Origin of the sequence: Ruegeria sp., from assembly GCF_965221235.1 — a bacterium.
Taxonomy (GTDB): domain Bacteria; phylum Pseudomonadota; class Alphaproteobacteria; order Rhodobacterales; family Rhodobacteraceae; genus Ruegeria.
In genome coordinates this window covers 283,182-302,742 of the sequence record NZ_CBDCRS010000005.1, presented here as the reverse complement: position 1 = coordinate 302,742, position 19,561 = coordinate 283,182, and the positions used below count along the sequence as shown (strand labels likewise).

The window sequence follows — 19,561 nt, the reverse complement described above, 5'->3', positions numbered from 1 at the left end:
GGGCCACAGCGGCCAGCACCTACCCCGTACCCCTCCCAAAAGGGCCGATCCGGTGGCTCAAACCTCCAATCGGGCTCCGCCCTCATTCCGGTTCAAGCCACCGGCCAACTTGGCTGTCGGTGCCGGTCAACTTGGTTGTCGCTCATCACTTGGGGGCGTGCCGCAGGAGAGCAGAACCGACAGCCTGTCGGCCGCGTATCGCAATCTCGACAAGGATGCGACCAGGGATGTCACCGAACGTTATGAGGCGTTCTGTCGGCACTATGGGATGGTCGCGAGCCGCAATAATCCCGGCGAAGCCCATGAGAATGGCGCGATCGAAGCACACAACAATCATCTCAAGGTGGCTTTGGATCAGGCTCTGATCCTGCGGGGATCGCGGGACTTTCCCGACATCGATGCCTGGCGCCGGTTTGTCGACGAAGTTGTCGCCCGCCGCAACCGCCGCCGTGAGGACAAGATAAAAGTCGAGTTGCAACACCTCAAGCCGCTGCCCACGCAGCGCACCACCGACTTCACCGAACTTGTCGTGCGTGTTGTCAGGACCGGAGGTTTCCTGGTCCACAGCGTGTTCTATTCCGTGCCCTCGCAGTTCATCGGCCAGCGCTTGCGCGTTCACGTCTATGACGACCGGATCGAAGCCTATCTCGGGGCCACGCATGTGGTCTCCCATCCCCGCATGCGCGGGCGCAAGGACGGTAAACGTATCCATAGCATCAATTACCGGCATGTCATCCATGTGGGGGCATCAGGGGTTCGGGATGTTCAGGCGCTGCTGAACCTGATCAAGTTTCTGGCCAACGAGCTTGAAATGCCCGTGATCGCCTTCGGCACCGATGCCTCCCTGCATGTTCTGAAGCTGGATACCCAAGTCGACAGCCGGTTTGACAAGCATGGCCTGCGGGTCTGGCGAGATAATGAGGCATTTGCGGATCTGGTGTGCAGCATCGTGGCTGCAATGCCGTTGCGCGCCCCAAGCCCGGTGCAGGACAGGGCTGTGATGCGGGCGCTTGTGGCCCTTTCGGGCGGTATCACGGGGGATGTATTTCATCTGCTGACGACGGCTGCGGCAGCAGCGGTCGGGGGTGAAGAGCGTATTACGTTACAGGGTCTCGAAGCCGCAGCTGCGGGGGAATGGCAGGCCCTTGCCTGACAAATTGCCATTTGTCCCTACGCCTCGGGCCGGAGAAAGCCTTTCGGGCTGGTTGAGTCAGCTGGAGGCGCTGTATTTTGGGACGGAACGGCGCATGTGGTGGTGGATGGGCCAGCAAAACGGCCTCGCGGATAGCGATCGACCCGATCACGCCCATCTGGAGGCGCTGGCCCGGTGCACTGGCATCGATGTCGCGCGGTTATCTGCGATGGTGTTGCCGTGGGTCGAGGAGGCGCCCAGGCTTGCGGATCGGCTTCGGGTCACAGCTGCTCCATGGCGGATCGGGCCGTTCCGGCTGTTAGATGGCACCCGGCGCTTTTGTCCCCTGTGCCTGGCCACGGCCACGCCGCTATGGCCGCTGCACTGGCGCATGGGCGGTCCGGTGTGCCTGACGCATCACGTGTGGCTTGAGCGGGCGTGCAGCCACTGCCAGGAGCCCTTGCCTGTGACCGGCCTGCCACTTACCTGTTGTGCCCGCTGTGCCACGCCCTACCGCGTCACCCCGGTTGATCCGGTCGATCCCAGGGCAATGGCGTGCCTGGCCTCGATCCATCGGCGTATCGTGAAGATCGTGTCGGACCCTGATCGGACACGGGTCCGGGCGATGACCGGGGCTCTGGATTGGGCCGCGCTGGGACAACTGGCCGGGCAATACGGACATCACATTGCGGCAGGCACATCTGTTCGAGACTGGCGGGCGGCCTTGGAAGCCTGTGCAATCGCGGCCTCGGAACAAAACGTTGTGCTGGCCGATATGCCGGTCTTGGCGGCGCGCGAGGCGGCTCCGACCAAGGGTAAGGTGCGTGTCGCACCGGTGCGCACAGCCATGGTGACACCAAAACCTCCGCAGCCGGTCTCTGTTCTCGACGGGCTGAAGGACCGCGTAAGGGAGGCCCTTGCGCAAGCCCGCACAGATTTGACGTCTCAAGGCCAACCGGTCACAGCAAAAGCGCTGCGGCGGCGCGCCGATCAGATTCTTCAGAAGCAGAGTGTCGGGCAGGGCAGGAGTCTACGGGTTACGGACCAATGCCGTCGCGAGTCCAGTAGTTAAGGAAAACCGACACATAAGCCCCATTCTGTGCCTGATTCCGGGCAAAATCAATTATTCCAGATAAGCGATACTTATCACATTTGTTTGGTTCAGTGATAGATTTTGTTCGGCCAAGCAGGCGCCCGTAATTTTTTTGACGCTTAGACTGGATGCTATGCGATGCACCTTCAGTTAGGGCGCGTCGATCATCTGCACGTGGCTTGCCGAGAGGCTTTCGAAAGAGTGGCGCAAAACGTGTCATTTGCTCGGCGCTCAGACAGAAAGGGTCAGACATGATTACCGCATGGTTGTGCGATAAGCAAAATGATGTCTCTGGCTATTAAACAGCGATTGCGACACAATCCAAAGTCTGCATATTTTCAGGAATCCTCGAGTTTTAGGTCATTCTGGCAGATCACATGAGCAGGGGTAGGCACCGTCGCGAAGAAGCGACCTAATTGATATGCGATCGGGCAATCGCCTCGGCGGCGACGGCATGACCCAGCTCGCACGGTGACTTGGATGACAAAGAGCCCATAAATGAGCCGATTGCGGTTCTTACGCCTGAAGTGATGTAAACTGAGGTCATTGTGTTCCCTGTTAAGTGTCAGACAGTTAGGTGCTATTGGCCACATCGATTTGTGGACTTGATTGCAATGCGCCCGCCGGAAGACAGGCCCTAAACACGAAATCCTGAACTGTTTCGATGTAGGCCCCAACCGTAACGCCACGTCGTCGGTACTTTGACCGTTTGACGTACCAGTCTTGCAGCAACGGTTTGATCAGCGCCGGAAGCAGTGGTGACGTATCCGCGCGAAACACCTGTTCGGCCATTGCGCGCTGTATGACGTCCGAGAAATACCGTTCGGTCAGCTCTTCGCTGTCAATCGCCATCTGCCGCTCGGCCTTGGGAAAGTTCTTTGCCTCCATATAGGCAAAAATGAACCACGGCAGCAGTTTCTCGGTCATGCGAATATGGGCTTCGATCAACCAGCTCAGGTGCGCGGCGGGATCGTTTGTGACCGCATCGGGCGGGTTGCCGAGCACGGCTTCCACCGTCTTTGTCACCTGCGTGATGATCATGTTCAGCAAGGTAGTCTTGCTGTCGAAATACGCATAAAGCCCGCCCATCGAGACCCCGGACGCCTTGGACAGGTCGCGCAGCGACATCGCCTGAAAACCCTTTTTGTTCGAAAGCCGCATCGCGCTTTCGATGATCACGACAAGCTTTTTGATCGCAATCTCTGGGGCCTGCACGGAAATCGTGTCTTTGTTCATGGCGAGCATGTCGCGACAAAGGGCTTCGGACGTTAGCTTCATGCAGGGGCTCCGGCAGGCTTAGGGCGTAGGCAGTCACACACTAGGCGGGTTCAAAAACGGTGTCCAACCCGACCCTTGGAGTCGTCTTGTCGTGGTTTTCCGTAAGCGGAGCGATCAGGCTTTCGACACCGTCGCGACCCAGATGCCGCATCTTTTCGACCGGAGGGGCGGCTATCCTTCCAGCCTTAGTCCCAGCGCCAATAAGAGCGATTGTCTGAGGTGTCATTTCCGTCTTTCCGTTTTGGTCAGCGTCCTATTGAAGGTCAAATTATCGAGCGAGCGCTCGATTGACAACAGCGAATGTCTGGCGTAACACATGACGGGAAACGAATGGGGGGTCCGAGGTGAAATCCAGCGAAAATTCCAAAGCAGGCGTGGGCCTGCCGGTCGATGTCTCGGGCCTTTCGGTTTTGGTCACCGGCGCTTCGTCCGGGCTGGGGGTGCATTTTGCCAAGCTGTTCGCGGGCCTGGGTGCCAACGTCACGGCGGCGGCGCGTCGCAGCGAGGTGATCGAGGGCTACAGTGCTGATCTGAGTCAGAACAGCGGCGCGATTCAGGCGCTGAAGCTGGATGTCTCGTCCACCGACTCGGTACGGGAGACTCTGGCCGGTCGTCACTTTGATATCGTGATCAACAATGCGGGCGTCACTGTCTCAGCTTCGGCGCTGGATCATGATGCAAGTGCATTGGATCGGATCATCGACACCAACCTCAAAGGCGTCTTCGCTGTTGCGACTACCGCCGCAGAAACGATGAAGGAAAAAGGCACGGGCGGCTCAATCGTCAATGTCGCCTCGATACTGGGTCACCGGGTTGCGGGCCATGCCTCGGCCTATGCTGCGTCCAAGGCGGGTGTGTGCCAGTTGACAAAAGCGCTGGCGCTGGAATGGGCGCGCTACGGCATCCGGGTGAACTCGCTTTCGCCGGGATATGTCAAAACCGAACTCAATGACGCGTTTTTCAGCTCGCCGCAGGGTGAGGCATTGATCAAGCGGGTGCCGATGCGTCGGCTCGGGGACCCGAGCGATCTGGACGGCGCCGTATTGCTGCTTGCCTCGGATCTGGGGCGTTTCATGACAGGAACTGACATCGTGGTTGATGGCGGCCACCTGGTCTCATCACTTTAAAAGGGAATTCCGATGGATTTCACCATTTCACCAGAAATCGAAGACTACCGCCAACGGATCTCGCGCTTTGTCGAGGATGAGATTCTGCCGGTGGAGATGAACCGCGACAGTTGGGACGCGCATGGCAATATCGCCCATGACTGGCTTGAGCCGCTGCGCGAAAAAGCGCGTGCCGAAGGTCTGTGGTGCCTGCAACTTCGACCTGAGACCGGTGGTCGGGGCCTGGGTAAAGTCGGCATGGCGGTCTGCTACGAGGAAATGAATCGCTCGATCTTTGGCCCCGTGGTGTTCAACTCGGCCGCGCCGGATGACGGCAATATGATGGTGCTGGAAAAGGCTGCAACCGACGCGCAGAAAGAGCGCTGGTTGCAGCCGATCGTGCAAGGCAAGGTGCGGTCCGCCTTTGCCATGACCGAACCGCATCCGGGCGGTGGTTCCGATCCGGGGATGATGCTGACCACTGCGAAGAAGGACGGCGACAAATACATCATCAAGGGGCGCAAGTGGTTCATCACCGGTGCCGAAGATGCGAAACATTTCATCTTGATGGCGCGCACCTCGGATGACCCGCGTCGGGTCTGACCGCCTTCCTGTTTGACGCAGATGAGCCGGGTTGGAGCATCGAGCGGCGCATCGGCATCATGGGCCCCGAAGAACATGGCGGCCATTGTGAGCTGCTGTTTGACAACCTCGAATTGCCCGCAGATCGGGTTCTGCTGGGTGAGGGCATGGGCCTGAAGATCACGCAGATGCGCCTCGGCCCCGCGCGGTTGACCCACTGCATGCGCTGGCTGGGTCTTGCCAAGCGCTGCACCGAGATTGCCAATGAATACGCCGCCAATCGCCACGGGTTTGGCATCCGACTGTCGGATCGCGAGAGCATTCAGATCAAGATGGGTGATCTGGCGATGGGGATCGAGATGGGGCGCCTACTGGTGATGAAAGCCGCCTGGGCGCTGGATCAGGGCAGCTTTGCCCGCAAAGAGGTGTCGATGGCCAAGATCCACGTCGCCAATCTGCTGCACAAGGCTGCGGATGTGGCGATCCAGATCAACGGGGCGCGGGGCTATTCGACCGATACGGTTCTGGAATGGATCTATCGCTATGCCCGGCAGGCGCGTCTGGTCGACGGCGCGGATGAGGTGCACCAGATGGTGCTGAACCGCCACCTTCAGGACCAGAACCGTGACTTCTGGAAATGGGACGTTCAGGGCGACTAAGCAGGTAGGTTCAAAACTCATGACTGCGCTTGATACACCGGCCTTGCAGGCCTGGCTGGCACAACGTCTTCCCGATGGCGGCGATCTGGTGATCGAACCGATCAGCGGCGGGCAATCCAACCCCACTTTCTTTGTGACATGGGGGCCGCACAGGTTGGTGCTGCGAAAGAAACCCGAGGGGGAAATCCTGCGCGGCGCACATGCGATCGAGCGCGAGTTCCGTGTTCTGAACGCCCTGAACGACACCGATGTTCCGGTGCCGCGCGTCCTGTGGCTGGAGGAGGATGCCGAAATCCTCGGCACGCCGTTCTACGTGATGGAGCGATTGGACGGGCGTGTGATCTCGGATTGTACCCTGCCCGATATTTCGCCCGAAGACCGGCGCGAGATGTATCTGGATGTGGCACGCACGATGGCAAAAATGCACGCGGTGCGCCCTGAAGAAGTTGGGTTGAGTGACTTCGGTAAACCGGGCAACTACTTCGCCCGTCAGATCGCGCGCTGGTCCAGCCAGTACGAAGGCTCAACCGGCCCGCGCATCCCCGAGCTGGACGCACTGATCGAATGGCTGCCGCAAAACATGCCCGAGGATGACGGCGCGGTCTCGATTGCCCATGGAGATTTCCGTCTGGGCAATATGATGTTTCACCCAACCGAGCCTCGGGTCATCGCCGTGTTGGATTGGGAATTGTCCACGCTCGGCCATCCTTTGGCTGATCTTGGGTTCTGCGTCATGCCATGGCTGAGCGACCCCGAGGAATATGGCGGCATTCTTGGCACCGGCTGGCAGGATCGCGGCATTCCCACGATGGAAGCGTTCGTCGAGACCTATTTTGCCCATGCCCTGCCTACATCACCGCTGCGCCCGTTCCACATCGCCTTTGCCCTGTTCCGCTTTGCCGTCATCTTCGTCGGCATAGCAGACCGCGCCCGCGCCGGAAGTGCTGCATCTTCTGAGGCGGAAACCTTGGGGCCTTTGGCCGTGCGCTTTGCACGGCGCGCGCAAGAGGTCGTCGATGGTGGCAGCGGCCTGCCAAGCCAATGACCCCGTAAAGTGAAAACCGGATTTCACCCTAGATAGCGAGAGTTAGCCTACCGATGACTTACCTCCCCGACATTCGCGAACAGCTACTGCTTTTACGGAACACCGCAGCGCTCGACGCTTCTGTTCTGGATGATGAGATGCTGGGCTCAATCCTCGATGGCGTGCAGTCCTTCGCCTCTGGCGATTGGGGGCAAAAAGAGGAAGTCGGCGAGAAGGAAGGGGTGAGTGTTGGGCTGGATGGCGTCACAATGCCAGCCGGTTTTCCTGAGGTCTACCAAAGCTTTGTCGCGTCTGGCTGGGGTGCGGTCCACGCGGCCGAAGAATTTGAAGGGCAGGGGTTGCCCTACAGTCTCGCAACAAGTGTTTTTGAAACGCTGGGGACGGCTAACTTTTCGCTGACGTCCTGCCTAACCCTGACAATGGGCGCGATTGACGCTCTGATCGTGTATGGAACTGACAGCCAGAAATCCCGGTTCCTGCCCAAGATGATTTCCGGGGCGTGGACCGGAACGATGAACCTGACCGAGCCGCAGGCCGGGTCGGATGTTGGTGCGCTGCGGACCAAAGCAACGCCGCGCGAAGATGGAACGTGGAACATCAAGGGGTCAAAAATCTTCATCTCCTTCGGGGATCATGATCTGACAGAAAACATCATTCATCTGGTTCTGGCCCGAACGCCGGGATCACCAGCGGGCAGTCGCGGCATATCCCTGTTTCTGGTTCCCAAATTCAGGGCGGATGAAAACGGGGCGTTTGTTGTAAAGAACGACGTCAGGGCCGTGTCATGCGAAGAAAAGGTCGGAATGCACGCCGCCCCAACCTGCGTCATGGCATTTGGTGAGCAGGATGATTGCATCGGCGAAATGATCGGCGAAGAGAACGCCGGGCTTCAGGCGATGTTCGCCATGATGAACAGCGCCCGGATTGGGGTCGGCCTGCAGGGCGTTCAACTGTGCGAGGCGGCGACGCAAAAGGCGGTCGCTTATGCAAAGGACCGTGTTCAGGGTCAGCGAAACGGGCAGCCAGTCTCGATCATTGAATTCCCCGATGTCCGGCGCATGCTTTTGCGTATGAAAGCAACAACGCAGGCCGCGCGCGCGCTGATTTACTATGCCGCAGGATGCCTTGACCGCGCGGCGGAAGGGTCGGCGGCAGACGACGCCCGGCTGCAACTGATCACACCGCTTGCCAAAACCTATTGCTCTGAAGCAGGCGTTGAAGTCGCCAGCCTGGGCATCCAGGTTCATGGCGGCCTTGGCTATATCGAGGAAACCGGCGCTGCGCGGTATTGGCGCGACGCCCGTATTGCGCCGATCTACGAGGGTACAAGTGGCATTCAGGCGCAGGATCTTGTCGAGCGAAAGCTGAGAGCAGACGGCGGCAAGGCCTTTGATGCGCTGATGTCCGAAATACTGGCATCGGTAAAACACGATCAGCTGAAACAGTTGGCACAGGACTGCACCAAAGTCGCTCAGCACCTCTTGCAGAGTGAAAAGGACGATCGCTTGGCCGGAAGCTACCCGTTCCTTGTGATGTTCTCGGTTGCAGTGGCGGGGTGGTTGCTTGAGAAACAGCTGCAATCCCTTGGCGACGACGCGTTCGGCAAGGCCAAGGCTGTTACCATTCGATACTTCCTTGATCATATGGTGCCCGAGGCATCCGGCCTTTCGCAGGCTGCAAAAGCCGGAGCAGGTCTGTTTTACGAGCTGGATGCTGAAGCGTTTTGAAGACTGTGAGCGTTCCGGTCCAATGTTTTGCCTGTTTGCGGATCGTATCCGTAGGTTAGGATCAGCTCAAAGAAGACAGCTCAAAATCGAAATCGTCGTTGTACTGGGCGCTCAGAAAATCCACGAACCGCTTGTGGAACTGCCTCGTATGCTCATGGGCAAGACGGTCTGCGCGCGCGACGTCTCGGTCGCGGATTGCGTCGATCATGTCCTGATGCTCTGAACCCAACAGCGTATCGGTGGCCGAGGATTGGATGTACTCGAAATGCATATGAAGTATGCGGCGACCTTCATCCAGAAGCTGGCCATATGCGCGCGCGAGATACGTGTTTTTGCCCGCTGCAGCGATTGTCATATGGAAATCCCGATTGCAGGCGGACATGGCCAGATAGTCGTTCGCGATGCAGGCCTGGTCAAAGGCGTGCGCTTCTTTCTCCATTACCTCGATCTGGCTGTCTGACCGGTTTTGCGCCGCCAGTCTGGTGTTGATCCTTTGCAGGAAATCGAGAGCTTCGACATAGCGAGGAAACTCGGTCAGATTGATGGGTGCGACCAAGGTAGAGCGGTTCGACAGCATGACCACCAGCCCTTCGGCAGACAGCCGGACGAGCGCTTCGCGCACCGGTGAGCGAGACATGGCGAATCGTTCTGAAAGGCCGGTTTCATCCAGCGGCATCCCCGGTTGCAGAGCCAGCGACAGGATCTCGCGTTTGAGCGTGTCGTAAACGTATTTCGACCCGCCACCTTTGGGGCGCTTCTGCATATCCACTTGTTTTTTGGCCATTCTCAATTTCTCCAGAGCGGAATGCTGAACCTATAATGTCAATTCGTCGCCCGAACAATTTTATTGACTTGTCGACGCAGTGTCGACAAAGAGATTCTCGGCAAATGTGAAGCGGCAATGTCTTCGGGATTTCACGCTGCGACCGCTCACGCAAAACACCAACTATGTCCGTCGGGGCGACGCGTTTTCAGCCGTCGAAACACGCGGATACACGCGATACTGGGATAAGAGGACTACCACATGAGCTATAACGTCAAACTCTCGGGTGTGATGCCCGCGCTTGTCACCCCGTTTGGGGCAGATGGCAAAATCAACTTTTCGGCTTTCGAAGGTCTGCTGAGCCATTTCCGCGAGGCAGGTGTGACCGGCTGGGTTCCGAACGGCTCGACCGGCGAGTATTTCAGCCAATCCACCGAAGAGCGTCGTCAGGTGCTGCAATTCGTCAAGGATTTCGCCAATGACGATGAGACCCTGATCGCAGGCACCAACGCCCCCGCCACCCGCGAAGTGATTGAACAGACCGCGATGGCCAAAGAGATCGGCTATGACAACGTTCTGCTTGCGCCGCCGTTCTACACGCGCCCGACGCAGGAAGAACTGATCAAGCACTATGAAACGGTGCTGGCCGAGGTCGACGTGAACATCGTACTCTACAGCTATCCGTTGAAGGACGGCGCCGATATCTCGTTCGAACTGATGGACCATTTCGCGGACAACCCGCGCGTCATCGGGATCAAGGAAAGCTCGGGCGTGTTGCAGCGGGCGGTCGATATCGCCTCGCGCTATGAGGGCAAGATCCAGTTGGTTTCGGGCTCGGATGACATCGCGCTGGACTTCATGTTCTGGGGTGCCGAAAGCTGGATTTGCGGGCCGTCGAACTGCATGGCCAAAGCCTGCTGCGAACTGGACCGTCTGTATAAGGCCGGTGAGCTGGTCGCGGCCAAAGAGCTGATGAAAAAACTGTACCGAGCCATGAACATTCTTGAGAGCGGCAAGTTCGTGCAGAAGATCAAGTTTGGCGCTGAGTTGCAGGGGCTGGACGTTGGAGAATGCCGCGCGCCGCTGGGTCCGCTGACCGAGGCGGAAAAGGCCGAATTCACCGAGGCCATGCAGCCCATTCTGGCGATGTAAACACGTCTAAACCCTGTGCGGGGTGAAGGTCGGATCCGGCCTTCCCCTGCCATTTCAAGGTGCCATCTGGTGCAACAGGATCAGTCAATACACTGCGTTGTCGTCGGGGCTGGTGTCATCGGTGCTGCCATCGCGTATGAGCTGCAAAAACGCGGGTCACAGGTCACGTTGGTTGACGCAGATGCAAAGGGACGCAGCGCGTCCTACGGCAATATGGCGTCGATTGCGGTGACGGAATTCATGCCGGTCTCACGACCGTCGGTCTGGCGGCAAACCCCCGGTTGGGTGCTGCATCCCGAAGGCCCGATCCGGGTCTCTCCAAGCTATGCCCCGTATCTGATCCCGTGGTTTGCGCGGTTCTTCTGGGCCGGGCGACCGTCGAAACTGCGCCAGCTTGAGGCGCAGGGCGCAGCCCTTTGCCACCGGTCTCTGGCCGATACCGAGCAGTTGATGGACGAGCTGGGCCTGTCTGATGATCTCAGCAGTACGGGCTGTCTGTCGCTCTATGCCAGCGAGGCCGAGTTTGCCGCCGACCGCGAGCGTTTGGACATGCTGGACCGCCACGGTTTTGGCTATGATGTGCTGGACCGCGATGCTCTGCACGATCTGGAACCCGAGATCGCCGAGGTCATTCAAAAGGCGGTACTGCTGCCCGACAACCGCACCGTGCGCGACCCCTATGCCATCGTGACCCGCCTGACCGAGGCTTTCGTGGGGCAGGGCGGTCAGGTTCAACATTGCATGGTAACGGGCTTTGAACGCGCCGAGCGTATCACGGGCGTGACGCTGGAGGATGGACAAACACTCAAGGCGGATCAGGTCGTTCTGGCCGCCGGTGCCTATACGGGTCGCTTGTCCAAGCAACTGGGCGAGCCGATCCCGCTGGAAACCGAGCGGGGCTATCACACGCAGATCAACGCGCCGGGAATTTCCTTGGATCATTCGATCATCTGGCCGGCCATGGCGTTCATGGTCTCGCCCACAGCGGGGGGCATTCGCGTCGGGGGTACGGTCGAGATGGCCGGTCTGGACGCAGCCCCGGATTGGCGACGCTCGAAAATCACCGTCAAACGCGCGCGCAAGGCGCTACCGAACCTGCGGTTGGAAGAGACCAGCGAATGGATGGGCCATCGCCCCGCATTCCCGGATACCGTGCCGGTCATGTCCGCCTCAGCCAAAGTTCCGGGGGTGTTTTATGCCACCGGCCACGGTCACTTGGGGCTGACTTATGCCGCGACCACGGCCAAATTGATGGGGCAGCTTATCACTGGTGAGACACCCGAGATCGACCTTCATCCCTATCGGGTCGACCGATTTTAACTCTGAGAACAGGAGCGGACCATGACCGAACAAACATGCCTTATCATTGGTGGCGGACGCGGAATGGGCGCGGCCACGGCCCGCGAGATGCACGCGCGGGGGTACAAGCTGGCGCTGATGTCACCGTCTGACTCCTGCGAGTTGCTGGCCAAAGAGCTGGACGGCGTCGCCCATCGCGGCAAGGCCGAGAATGCCGAAGACACGCAAGCCGCCTTCGATCTGGCCATGTCCACCTATGGCCGCATCGACGCCTGCCTGATCCACGTGGGCGGCCCGCCCAAGGGCGATCTGCTGGATATCCCCGAAGAGGACTGGGATCGCGCGCACGACATGGTGCTGAAGCCGGTCATCCGCATGGCCAAACTGCTGACCCCGGTGATGGAGGCGCAGGGCGGTGGCTCGATCGTCAACATCACCACGTTCTCGGCCTTTGAACCGTCGCTGATCTTCCCAACCTCCAGCGTGTACCGCGTTGGGGTGTCCAGCTTTACCAAGCAATATTCGGATCGTTACGGCCCTGCGAATATTCGCATGAACTGCCTGTTGCCCGGCTTCACCGACAGCCTGGACCTGCCGCACAAATTCGCCGAGATGTCCGCCCTTGGCCGTCTGGCCCGGGCAGAGGAACAGGCCAAAGCGGCTGCGTTTCTGCTGAGCGATGACAGCAGCTATATCACCGGCCAATCTCTGCGCGTCGATGGCGGCGTCACAAGGCATATGTAAGGAAAAACCATGCAGGACAAACTGTTTGTCAACAACGAATGGGTTGCCGCCACCTCTGGTGAGGTGTTCGACGTGGTGGATCCGTCGAACAATGCGGTCGTGCACAAGGTCGCCAAAGCCGGCCCTGCCGATGTCGACGCGGCGGTTAAAGCAGCGCGTGCAGCCTTTGACACCGGCCCTTGGCCAAAGCTGAGTGGGGCCGAGCGCGCCGCCGTGTTGCGCAAGATGGGTGATGAGATCGCCGCGCGCACCGACGAACTGGCCCGGATGGAGGTGTTGGACAACGGCAAACCCCTGCCCGAGGCGGTGTGGGACATCGAAGACACGGCCGGGGTCTTTCACTTCTACGCCGATTTGGCGGAACGTCTGGACAATGATGCCGAGGAAGAGATCGCTCTGGGCATGGAGGGGTTTACCTCGAAGGCGGTGAAAGAACCCGTTGGAGTTGCGGGTGCCATTATCCCATGGAATTTCCCGATGCTGATGGCCTCATGGAAAGTGGCCCCGGCGCTGGCGGCAGGTTGCACGGTTGTGCTGAAACCCTCAGAGGTCACGCCGCTGACAGCGCTGGAGCTTGGGGCTATTGCGCTGAAGGCGGGGCTGCCCGCCGGGGCGTTGAACATCGTCACTGGTCTGGGCCCGGATGCGGGCGCGCCGCTGACTGAACACCCGGATGTGGACAAGCTGGCCTTTACCGGATCGGTGCCCACCGGATCGCGCATCATGGCGGCGGCGGCGCGCGATGTGAAAACCATCTCGCTGGAACTGGGCGGCAAGTCGCCATTGGTTGTGTTTGCCGATACGCCTATCGAAGAGGCGATCGAATGGATCATGTTCGGCATCTTCTGGAACCAGGGCGAGGTCTGCTCGGCCACCTCGCGGGTGTTGATCGAGGCTCCGATCTATGACGCGGTGATGGCGCGGCTGGCGGAAGAGGCGGGCAAGATCAAGATCGGGCATGGCCTGGAAGACGGCGTGCTGCTTGGCCCGCAGGTGAACAAGGCGCAGCAGGGTAAAATTTTGGCCGCGATTGAAAAAGGCAAGGCCGAAGGCGCCCGGCTGGTCTGTGGCGGTGGCGTCCCCGAAGGGTTCGAGCAGGGCTGCTATGTTGAACCCACCATCTTTGCCGATGCGCCGCTGGACGGGCATGTCTGGAACGAAGAGATTTTCGGGCCGGTGGTCTGTGTCCGGTCCTTCACCACAGAAGACGAAGCGGTCGCGCTTGCCAATGCATCGGAATTTGGTCTGGCCGCCGCCGTCATGTCCGCCGATACCGACCGCGCCGAGCGGGTTGCCCGCGCGTTTCAGGCTGGCATCGTCTGGATCAACTGCTCGCAACCGACCTTCACCGAAGCGCCCTGGGGCGGGTACAAGAAATCCGGTATTGGGCGTGAACTGGGCGTATGGGGCTTGAACAACTATCTCGAAACCAAACAGATCACCTCTTATGACCGCTCCAAACCCTGGGGTTGGTACATCAAGGAGTAAGTATGCGACTGGGCTTCATCGGAACAGGGGTCATAACCGAAGCGGTCGTGACGGGATTGCTGGCGGCAGAGGTTGATGTCACGGCTATCCGCGTCACGGAACGCAATCGTACGATCTCGGCGCGTTTGGCGGCAGCGAGTGACAAGGTGAAGGTCTGCGCAAATGCGCAGGCTGTTATCGACGGGTCCGATCTGGTGTTTCTGGCGGTCCGTCCCCAGGACGCGCAGGCGGTGCTGTCGCCGTTGCGATTTGCCGAAGGTCAGCATGTTTGCAGCCTGATCGCCACAGTGACACATGAGGTCCTGCAAGACTGGATCGGCACGCCTGTACACCTGTTCCGCGCGATCCCCTTGCCCTCAGTCGCCCATCATCGCGGCGTGACAGTTCTGTTCCCGCAGGACCCGGTGGGCGAGGCGATGTTTGGCCCGCTGGGGACGGTGGTCAGCGCCCGAACTGTGGAAGAGTTCGACGCCTTCGCTGCCGCCAGCGCCGTGATGGGGACGTATTTTGGTGTCCTGGGGGCTGCGGCGGACTGGATGCAATCCAATGGGATCGGGCAGGTAGATGCGCAACGCTACCTCAGTGGGGTTTTTTCCGGTCTGTCGCATACCACCATGGAAGATCGCGACAAACCTTATGAGACGCTGCGGGAGGAACACTCCACACCGGCTGGACTGAACGCCCAACTGTTCGAAGTCTTTGCAAATGCCGGAGGTCCGGAGGCTCTGAAAGCGGGGCTCGACAGCGTTATGCAGCGGTTGAGCAATGCGCGCAAAGAGTCCGGGGGGAAGGCAGAATGACCTGTGCGCTGCAAGGTAAAACCGTTCTGTTAACGGGGGCCACCGGGTCGATTGGTCAGGCCATCGCGCGCGAATTGGCGGCCGAGGGCGCGCGTGTCCTGTTGCACTATAACAACAACGCGGCGCGTGCCGAGGCTCTGGCGGCAGAAATCGGGCAAGGAGCAATCGCGCTTGCCGCCGATCTGTCCGATCCGAAGGGGCCAAGCGAATTGTGGGATGCCGCCGAGGTCCAAGTGGGCCGCATAGATGCGCTGATCAACAATGCAGGAATTCTCACGGCTTCATCCGTGGATGACCCGTTGGAGGCGTGGCATCGCGTTTGGCAGGGTGATCTTCAGGTCAATCTGATGGCCGCCGCCGATCTGAGCCGCGCAGCCATTCGGCATTTCAGGACGCAAGCCGGTGGGCGGATCGTCAACATGGCTTCGCGCGCGGGGCAGGGGGGTTACCGGGCCGAGGCGATGTCTTATGGCGCGACCAAGGCCGCCCTAATCAACCTGACCCAAAGCATCGCGCGGGGTTTTGGGGCCGATGGGATCACGGCAGTGGCGATAGCGCCGGGTTGGGTGCGGACCGAGATGTCCGAGGGTTACATCCGCACCCATGGCGAGGCTGCGGCCCTGTCGGGCATTCCGCTGGGCCAGATGGCCGAGCCGGAAGAACTTGCCGAGCTTGTCGCCTTTGTTCTGCGACCCTCGCAGGCCTCGCTTTCCGGTGCGGTTCTGGATGTAAATGGCGCAAGTCAGATGAGGTCATGATGCGGTTCGAAGGGAAATCTGTTGTCGTCACCGGCGGAGCAGGCGGGATCGGCACCGCGATCTGCCAGCGGTTTGCCGATGAAGGCGCTTTGGTTTGCGTCGCTGATGCAGATGTCGCCGGGGCGGAAACGGTTGCCGGAAAGATACGGGCCACCGGTGGTCAGGCAGAAGCGCATGCGTTCGACCTGACCGATCCTGCGGAAATCCGAAGCTTCGTCCGAAACTGGACCGGCGCAGGGCGCAAGATAGACGTGCTGTGCAACAATGCCGGGCTGATGCGGCGGGGCGCGTTGATGGAACTTTCGCCTGAGGATTGGCAGCAGTCTTTCGCCGTGAATGTCGATGCGCTGTTCCATATGTGTCAGGAGGTCATCCCGGTAATGCAGGAACAAGGCGGCGGGGCTATCGTCAACACGGCGTCGCAATGGGGGATGCACCCGGCCCCCGGCCATATCGCCTATAACACCACGAAGGCCGCTGTTGTGGCCTTCACCCAGAACCTCGCCCGCGACTATGCGCCGGACAACATTCGCGTGAATGGCGTGGCTCCGGGTGAGGTCCGAACGCCCATGCTAGAAAGCAATCTGGCAAGGTCGGGCCGCAGTCTTGACGATCTGAACGCGCTGGTGCCATTTGGCCGGATTGGCGAGCCGGATGAGATCGCCGCCCTTGTGGCATTTCTGGCCTCGGATGAGGCGCAATACCTGTGTGGCTCGGTGGTGGAAATTACCGGTGCTCAGGCCGTGGCCTGAAGAAACGAAAAGGACAAACCCATGCGCTGGTCCCGAACTCTGCAAACGGTCGATGTGCACTGCGCTGGCGAGATCGGTCGTGTCGTGACCGGCGGAGTACTGGACATTCCCGGTGCGACCATGGCCGACAAGCTGGATCATCTGAACAAGGTCGATGACAGCCTGCGCCAGCTTTTGTGCTCGGAACCGCGTTCGGCCCCGGCGGGGTCGTTCTGTCTACTGGTGCCCGCCTGCGATCCGGCGGCTGATGTTGGGTTCATTGTTCTGCAACCGGATCAGGCACATGCCATGTCAGGCTCGAACGCCATGTGCGCAGTGACCGCTTTGCTGGAAACCGGGGCGATCCCGATGGTGGAACCCGAAACCGTTGTGACCTTGGACACGGCGGCTGGCCTCGTGCGCGCACACGCTGCCTGCGAAGGTGGCAAGGTGACTAAAGTCTCCCTCGACATGCCGCCGTCTTTTGTAGCCAAGAAGGACTGTGAAATCGAGACCCCGGACTGGGGAACGATCCGCTATGATCTGTGTTTCGGCGGCGTGTTCTATGCGCTGGTCGATGTGGACCAGATCGGTTTGACGATCACTCCGGACAACGCCCGCGAGCTTGCCACTCAGGGCGTTGCCCTACGCAACATGATCGCCGAAACCGAAGATGCGCCGCATCCGACAACTCCGGCTCTGAACGGTCTGGCCTACGTCATGTTCCGGTCTGCCGACTCGGATGGAGCGGTCCGAACTTGCACAACATTGCGCCCGGGTCGGGCCGACAGATCGCCTTGCGGCACAGGATCGAATGCCAACATGGCAGTGCGCCACACAACAGGGCTGGCCAAGCCGGGCGACATAGCCGTGTCGCGCTCGATTATCGGCAGTGAGTTCACTACCGAGCTTTTGAATGTCACCAAGGTCGGCCCTTACGAGGCAACGCAAAACCGCGTGTCCGGGCAGTGCTGGATCTACGGGTTCAGCCAGATCGGGTTGGACCCAAGCGATCCGTTTCCAGAAGGGTTCCGACTGTCGGATACCTGGGGCAGTTAGTCGATCCGACAGAGAACCGATCTGTCAGGTTTCGAAGACGCGCGTCCCGGTTTCACAATGTCATTCTCTCTGAGAAGAAACGAGATTTGTCCGTTGCATTTTTAGCCGCGCGAAATGGTCAAGATGCAGGGGAATAGCAGTGTATTGTGCCTCCTGCGTTGGGCTATTTAGGCAAACAACCGTTTCAACCACCCGGCACTTTGCAATTTTCTCCGGGGTTTTCCGGCGATGTGGTGGTAGGTTCCGCCTCTTCTGCACAATAGCTTATCCTCAACGAATTTTTTGTGGAGAGCACTATGCGCGGCGCCGATATCCTGGTTCAAATGCTGATCGACTATGGGGTCGATACGATTTTTGGTGTCCCTGGTGACACAAATGTTCCGCTTTACGAAGCGTTGCAGGTTAAGACGGATGAAATCACCCATGTGATGGCGCGCGATGAGCGTTCTGCCGGGTTCATGGCGGATGCCTATGGACGTTTCACCAACCGCGTCGCTGTTGTCGAATGCCCGTCCGGCGCTGGTGCGATGTACACCCTGCCGCCGATCGCTGAAAGCAACGCGTCCTCCATCCCGGTGATTGCGCTGACGATTGACGTGCCGCTGCGTGGCGAGGGCCGCGGTGTTTTGACGGAACTGGATTGTGCGCGGCTGTTTGAGCCTGTGACCAAATCCTCGGTGCAGGTCAAACGCGCCGACATGCTGCCCGAAATCATTCGCCGCGCATTCCGTGTTGCGACATCCGGCAAACCCGGTGCCGTTCACTTGCAAATCCCCGAAGACATGCTGATGGAAGAGATTGATCCTGAGACAATCTCGCTGCATGTCGAAGAAGAATGTAAAACTTTCCCCGCCTTCCCGACCCGTCCCGCCCCCGGACTGGTGGAAAAGATGCTGGAGAATCTGCAAGCGGCCGAACGACCGCTGATCGTATCGGGCGGCGGTGTCGTTCGTGCCTGCGCCGGTGATCTGGTGCAGAAGTTGGGTGAAACTCTGAACATCCCGGTCTGCACCACCATGACCGGTCAGCCCACCATGCCCGACAACCACGATCTGGCCATTGGCGTCATCGGCGACAACGGCTTCCACCCTCATGCCAACCGCGCGATGGAAGAAAGCGACTTTGTCCTGTTCATCGGCTCTCGGGTCGGGTCGGTTGTGACGATTGGTTGGAAGTTCCCGAAACTCACCCTCAACAAGCGTGTGGCGCAGATCGACATTGATCCCGAGATCATGGCCAACAACTATGAAAACGTTCTGTCGATTGCCGGGGACGCGCGGTTGGTTCTGTCGGACCTGCTGGACGTGATCCCCGAAGATGTGGACACCACCAAAACCCAGCCTTGGGTTGATCATCTGAACACGTTGCGGTCGAACTTCTGGGACAACGCGCAGGTCCTTCTGAACAACGATTCCACCCCGCTGCGCCCCGAGCGTGCAGTGCGCTGCTTTAACGAGGCACTGGTGAAATCGGGTGAACCCGCGCTGATCTATTCCGATGCCGGGACGCCGACGCCGCATATGACCCGCTTCCTCAAGATCAACGATCCGCGGACACGGCTGGCCATTCCGCGCGCCTTTGGCGGACTGGGTTCGGCCCTGCCTGCGGTGGTTGGCTCGTGGCGAGCCGATCCGACCCGTCGCCCCATCGGCATGTTTGGCGATGGCTCATTCGGCATGACCGTGGGCGAGCTTGAAACCGTGGTGCGCCTTGGCGTTCCTGCGATCCTGATCCTGTTCAACAACGGGCATTTTGGCTGGATCAAAAGTCTGCACCGTCTGAAAGGTCATAACCAGACCTTCGGTGTCGACTTTACGCCGCCCCGAGGGCAGGCCATTGCCGAGGCGTTCAACATGAAAGCCTTCACCGCGAAGAATGCGGATCAGTTCGACGACGCACTTGCCGCTGCCTTCGCGCACAAACAGGCACCGTGCCTGATCGACGTTCACGTGGAATCCATCGCCGACCGGGTCCCGCCGGTGTACTCGTGGCTGACCAAGCGTGGCGAAGACCCGCTGAGCCTGGATGCACAGGACGTCAAATACCTTTGAACGAACAAAGGGTAAGGCCGGTTAGAACCGTTTCGGGTGAATTCGACACTTTAACGGTTTAACCGGCCCAACTCCGGCAGAATGCTTGTTGGTC

General features: G+C 59.6%; 19 protein-coding genes. 16 read left to right on the top strand and 3 right to left on the bottom strand.

Annotated features, from left to right (window positions below):
• The coding region (locus tag ACOQOY_RS22000; RefSeq protein WP_420587523.1) for a TniB family NTP-binding protein at nucleotides 1-1,153 on the top strand (1,153 nt) is incomplete at its 5' end.
• Nucleotides 1,146-2,204 carry a TniQ family protein gene (locus ACOQOY_RS21995; protein WP_420587522.1) on the top strand — a complete coding sequence of 353 codons (1,059 nt, stop codon included), beginning with the start codon at nucleotides 1,146-1,148 and terminating at the stop codon, nucleotides 2,202-2,204. The genes ACOQOY_RS22000 and ACOQOY_RS21995, both read left to right, overlap by 8 nt.
• 594 nt (nucleotides 2,205-2,798) lie before the next feature.
• Here the strand turns inward: ACOQOY_RS21995 and ACOQOY_RS21990 are convergent.
• Nucleotides 2,799-3,503, bottom strand: coding sequence for a TetR/AcrR family transcriptional regulator (locus ACOQOY_RS21990; protein ID WP_420587521.1), 705 nt, complete (start codon nucleotides 3,501-3,503; stop codon nucleotides 2,799-2,801).
• A 40-nt stretch (nucleotides 3,504-3,543) separates the two neighbouring features.
• Entirely contained in the window at nucleotides 3,544-3,729 is a 186-nt protein-coding gene (locus tag ACOQOY_RS21985) for a hypothetical protein (RefSeq protein WP_420587520.1), read from the bottom strand.
• Nucleotides 3,730-3,847: 118 nt separating this feature from the next.
• Between ACOQOY_RS21985 and ACOQOY_RS21980 the strand changes: the two genes are divergently transcribed.
• From ACOQOY_RS21980 to ACOQOY_RS21960, 5 genes are read left to right on the top strand one after another with little or no spacing between them, the layout of a single operon-like run.
• Nucleotides 3,848-4,630, top strand: a complete 783-nt coding sequence (locus ACOQOY_RS21980) for an SDR family NAD(P)-dependent oxidoreductase (RefSeq protein WP_420587519.1) — start codon at nucleotides 3,848-3,850, stop codon at nucleotides 4,628-4,630.
• Between the two features lie 12 nt (nucleotides 4,631-4,642).
• Nucleotides 4,643-5,212, top strand: a complete 570-nt coding sequence (locus ACOQOY_RS21975; protein WP_420587518.1) for an acyl-CoA dehydrogenase family protein — start codon at nucleotides 4,643-4,645, stop codon at nucleotides 5,210-5,212.
• A gap of 59 nt (nucleotides 5,213-5,271) precedes the next feature.
• Nucleotides 5,272-5,850 (top strand): acyl-CoA dehydrogenase family protein, encoded by a 579-nt coding sequence (locus tag ACOQOY_RS21970; protein WP_420587517.1) that lies wholly within the window; start codon nucleotides 5,272-5,274, stop codon nucleotides 5,848-5,850.
• 19 nt (nucleotides 5,851-5,869) lie between these two features.
• Nucleotides 5,870-6,895 carry a phosphotransferase family protein gene (locus ACOQOY_RS21965; protein WP_420587516.1) on the top strand — a complete coding sequence of 342 codons (1,026 nt, stop codon included), beginning with the start codon at nucleotides 5,870-5,872 and terminating at the stop codon, nucleotides 6,893-6,895.
• 53 nt (nucleotides 6,896-6,948) lie between these two features.
• Nucleotides 6,949-8,622 (top strand): acyl-CoA dehydrogenase, encoded by a 1,674-nt coding sequence (locus tag ACOQOY_RS21960; protein WP_420587515.1) that lies wholly within the window; start codon nucleotides 6,949-6,951, stop codon nucleotides 8,620-8,622.
• Nucleotides 8,623-8,683: 61 nt separating this feature from the next.
• Here ACOQOY_RS21960 and ACOQOY_RS21955 read toward each other — a convergent pair whose 3' ends face one another.
• Entirely contained in the window at nucleotides 8,684-9,406 is a 723-nt protein-coding gene (locus ACOQOY_RS21955) for a GntR family transcriptional regulator (RefSeq protein ID WP_420587514.1), read from the bottom strand.
• Nucleotides 9,407-9,646: 240 nt separating this feature from the next.
• On the opposite strand from ACOQOY_RS21955, the gene ACOQOY_RS21950 reads away from it, so the two are divergent.
• From ACOQOY_RS21950 to ACOQOY_RS21910, 9 genes are all read left to right on the top strand, one after another.
• Nucleotides 9,647-10,537, top strand: a complete 891-nt coding sequence (locus ACOQOY_RS21950) for a dihydrodipicolinate synthase family protein (RefSeq protein WP_420587513.1) — start codon at nucleotides 9,647-9,649, stop codon at nucleotides 10,535-10,537.
• Nucleotides 10,538-10,606: 69 nt separating this feature from the next.
• Nucleotides 10,607-11,857 (top strand): NAD(P)/FAD-dependent oxidoreductase, encoded by a 1,251-nt coding sequence (locus ACOQOY_RS21945; RefSeq protein ID WP_420587512.1) that lies wholly within the window; start codon nucleotides 10,607-10,609, stop codon nucleotides 11,855-11,857.
• A 21-nt stretch (nucleotides 11,858-11,878) separates the two neighbouring features.
• Nucleotides 11,879-12,580 (top strand): SDR family oxidoreductase, encoded by a 702-nt coding sequence (locus ACOQOY_RS21940; protein WP_420587511.1) that lies wholly within the window; start codon nucleotides 11,879-11,881, stop codon nucleotides 12,578-12,580.
• Between the two features lie 9 nt (nucleotides 12,581-12,589).
• Entirely contained in the window at nucleotides 12,590-14,068 is a 1,479-nt protein-coding gene (locus tag ACOQOY_RS21935; RefSeq protein WP_420587510.1) for an aldehyde dehydrogenase family protein, read from the top strand.
• A gap of 2 nt (nucleotides 14,069-14,070) precedes the next feature.
• A complete protein-coding gene (locus tag ACOQOY_RS21930) occupies nucleotides 14,071-14,868 on the top strand; it encodes a pyrroline-5-carboxylate reductase (protein ID WP_420587509.1) in 798 nt (265 codons plus the stop codon).
• Complete coding sequence (locus tag ACOQOY_RS21925; RefSeq protein ID WP_420587508.1) at nucleotides 14,865-15,626, top strand: SDR family NAD(P)-dependent oxidoreductase; 762 nt, start codon at nucleotides 14,865-14,867, stop codon at nucleotides 15,624-15,626. Before ACOQOY_RS21930 ends, ACOQOY_RS21925 begins: the two co-directional genes overlap by 4 nt.
• Nucleotides 15,623-16,378 (top strand): SDR family NAD(P)-dependent oxidoreductase, encoded by a 756-nt coding sequence (locus tag ACOQOY_RS21920; protein WP_420587507.1) that lies wholly within the window; start codon nucleotides 15,623-15,625, stop codon nucleotides 16,376-16,378. The genes ACOQOY_RS21925 and ACOQOY_RS21920 overlap by 4 nt, the downstream gene beginning before the upstream one ends.
• A 21-nt stretch (nucleotides 16,379-16,399) precedes the next feature.
• On the top strand, nucleotides 16,400-17,416 hold the full coding sequence (locus ACOQOY_RS21915; RefSeq protein WP_420587506.1) for a proline racemase family protein: 1,017 nt from the start codon (nucleotides 16,400-16,402) through the stop codon (nucleotides 17,414-17,416).
• Nucleotides 17,417-17,712: 296 nt separating this feature from the next.
• Nucleotides 17,713-19,467: a thiamine pyrophosphate-binding protein gene (locus ACOQOY_RS21910; RefSeq protein ID WP_420587505.1), complete on the top strand. Its 1,755-nt coding sequence runs from the start codon at nucleotides 17,713-17,715 to the stop codon at nucleotides 19,465-19,467.
• Nucleotides 19,468-19,561 lie beyond the last annotated feature (94 nt).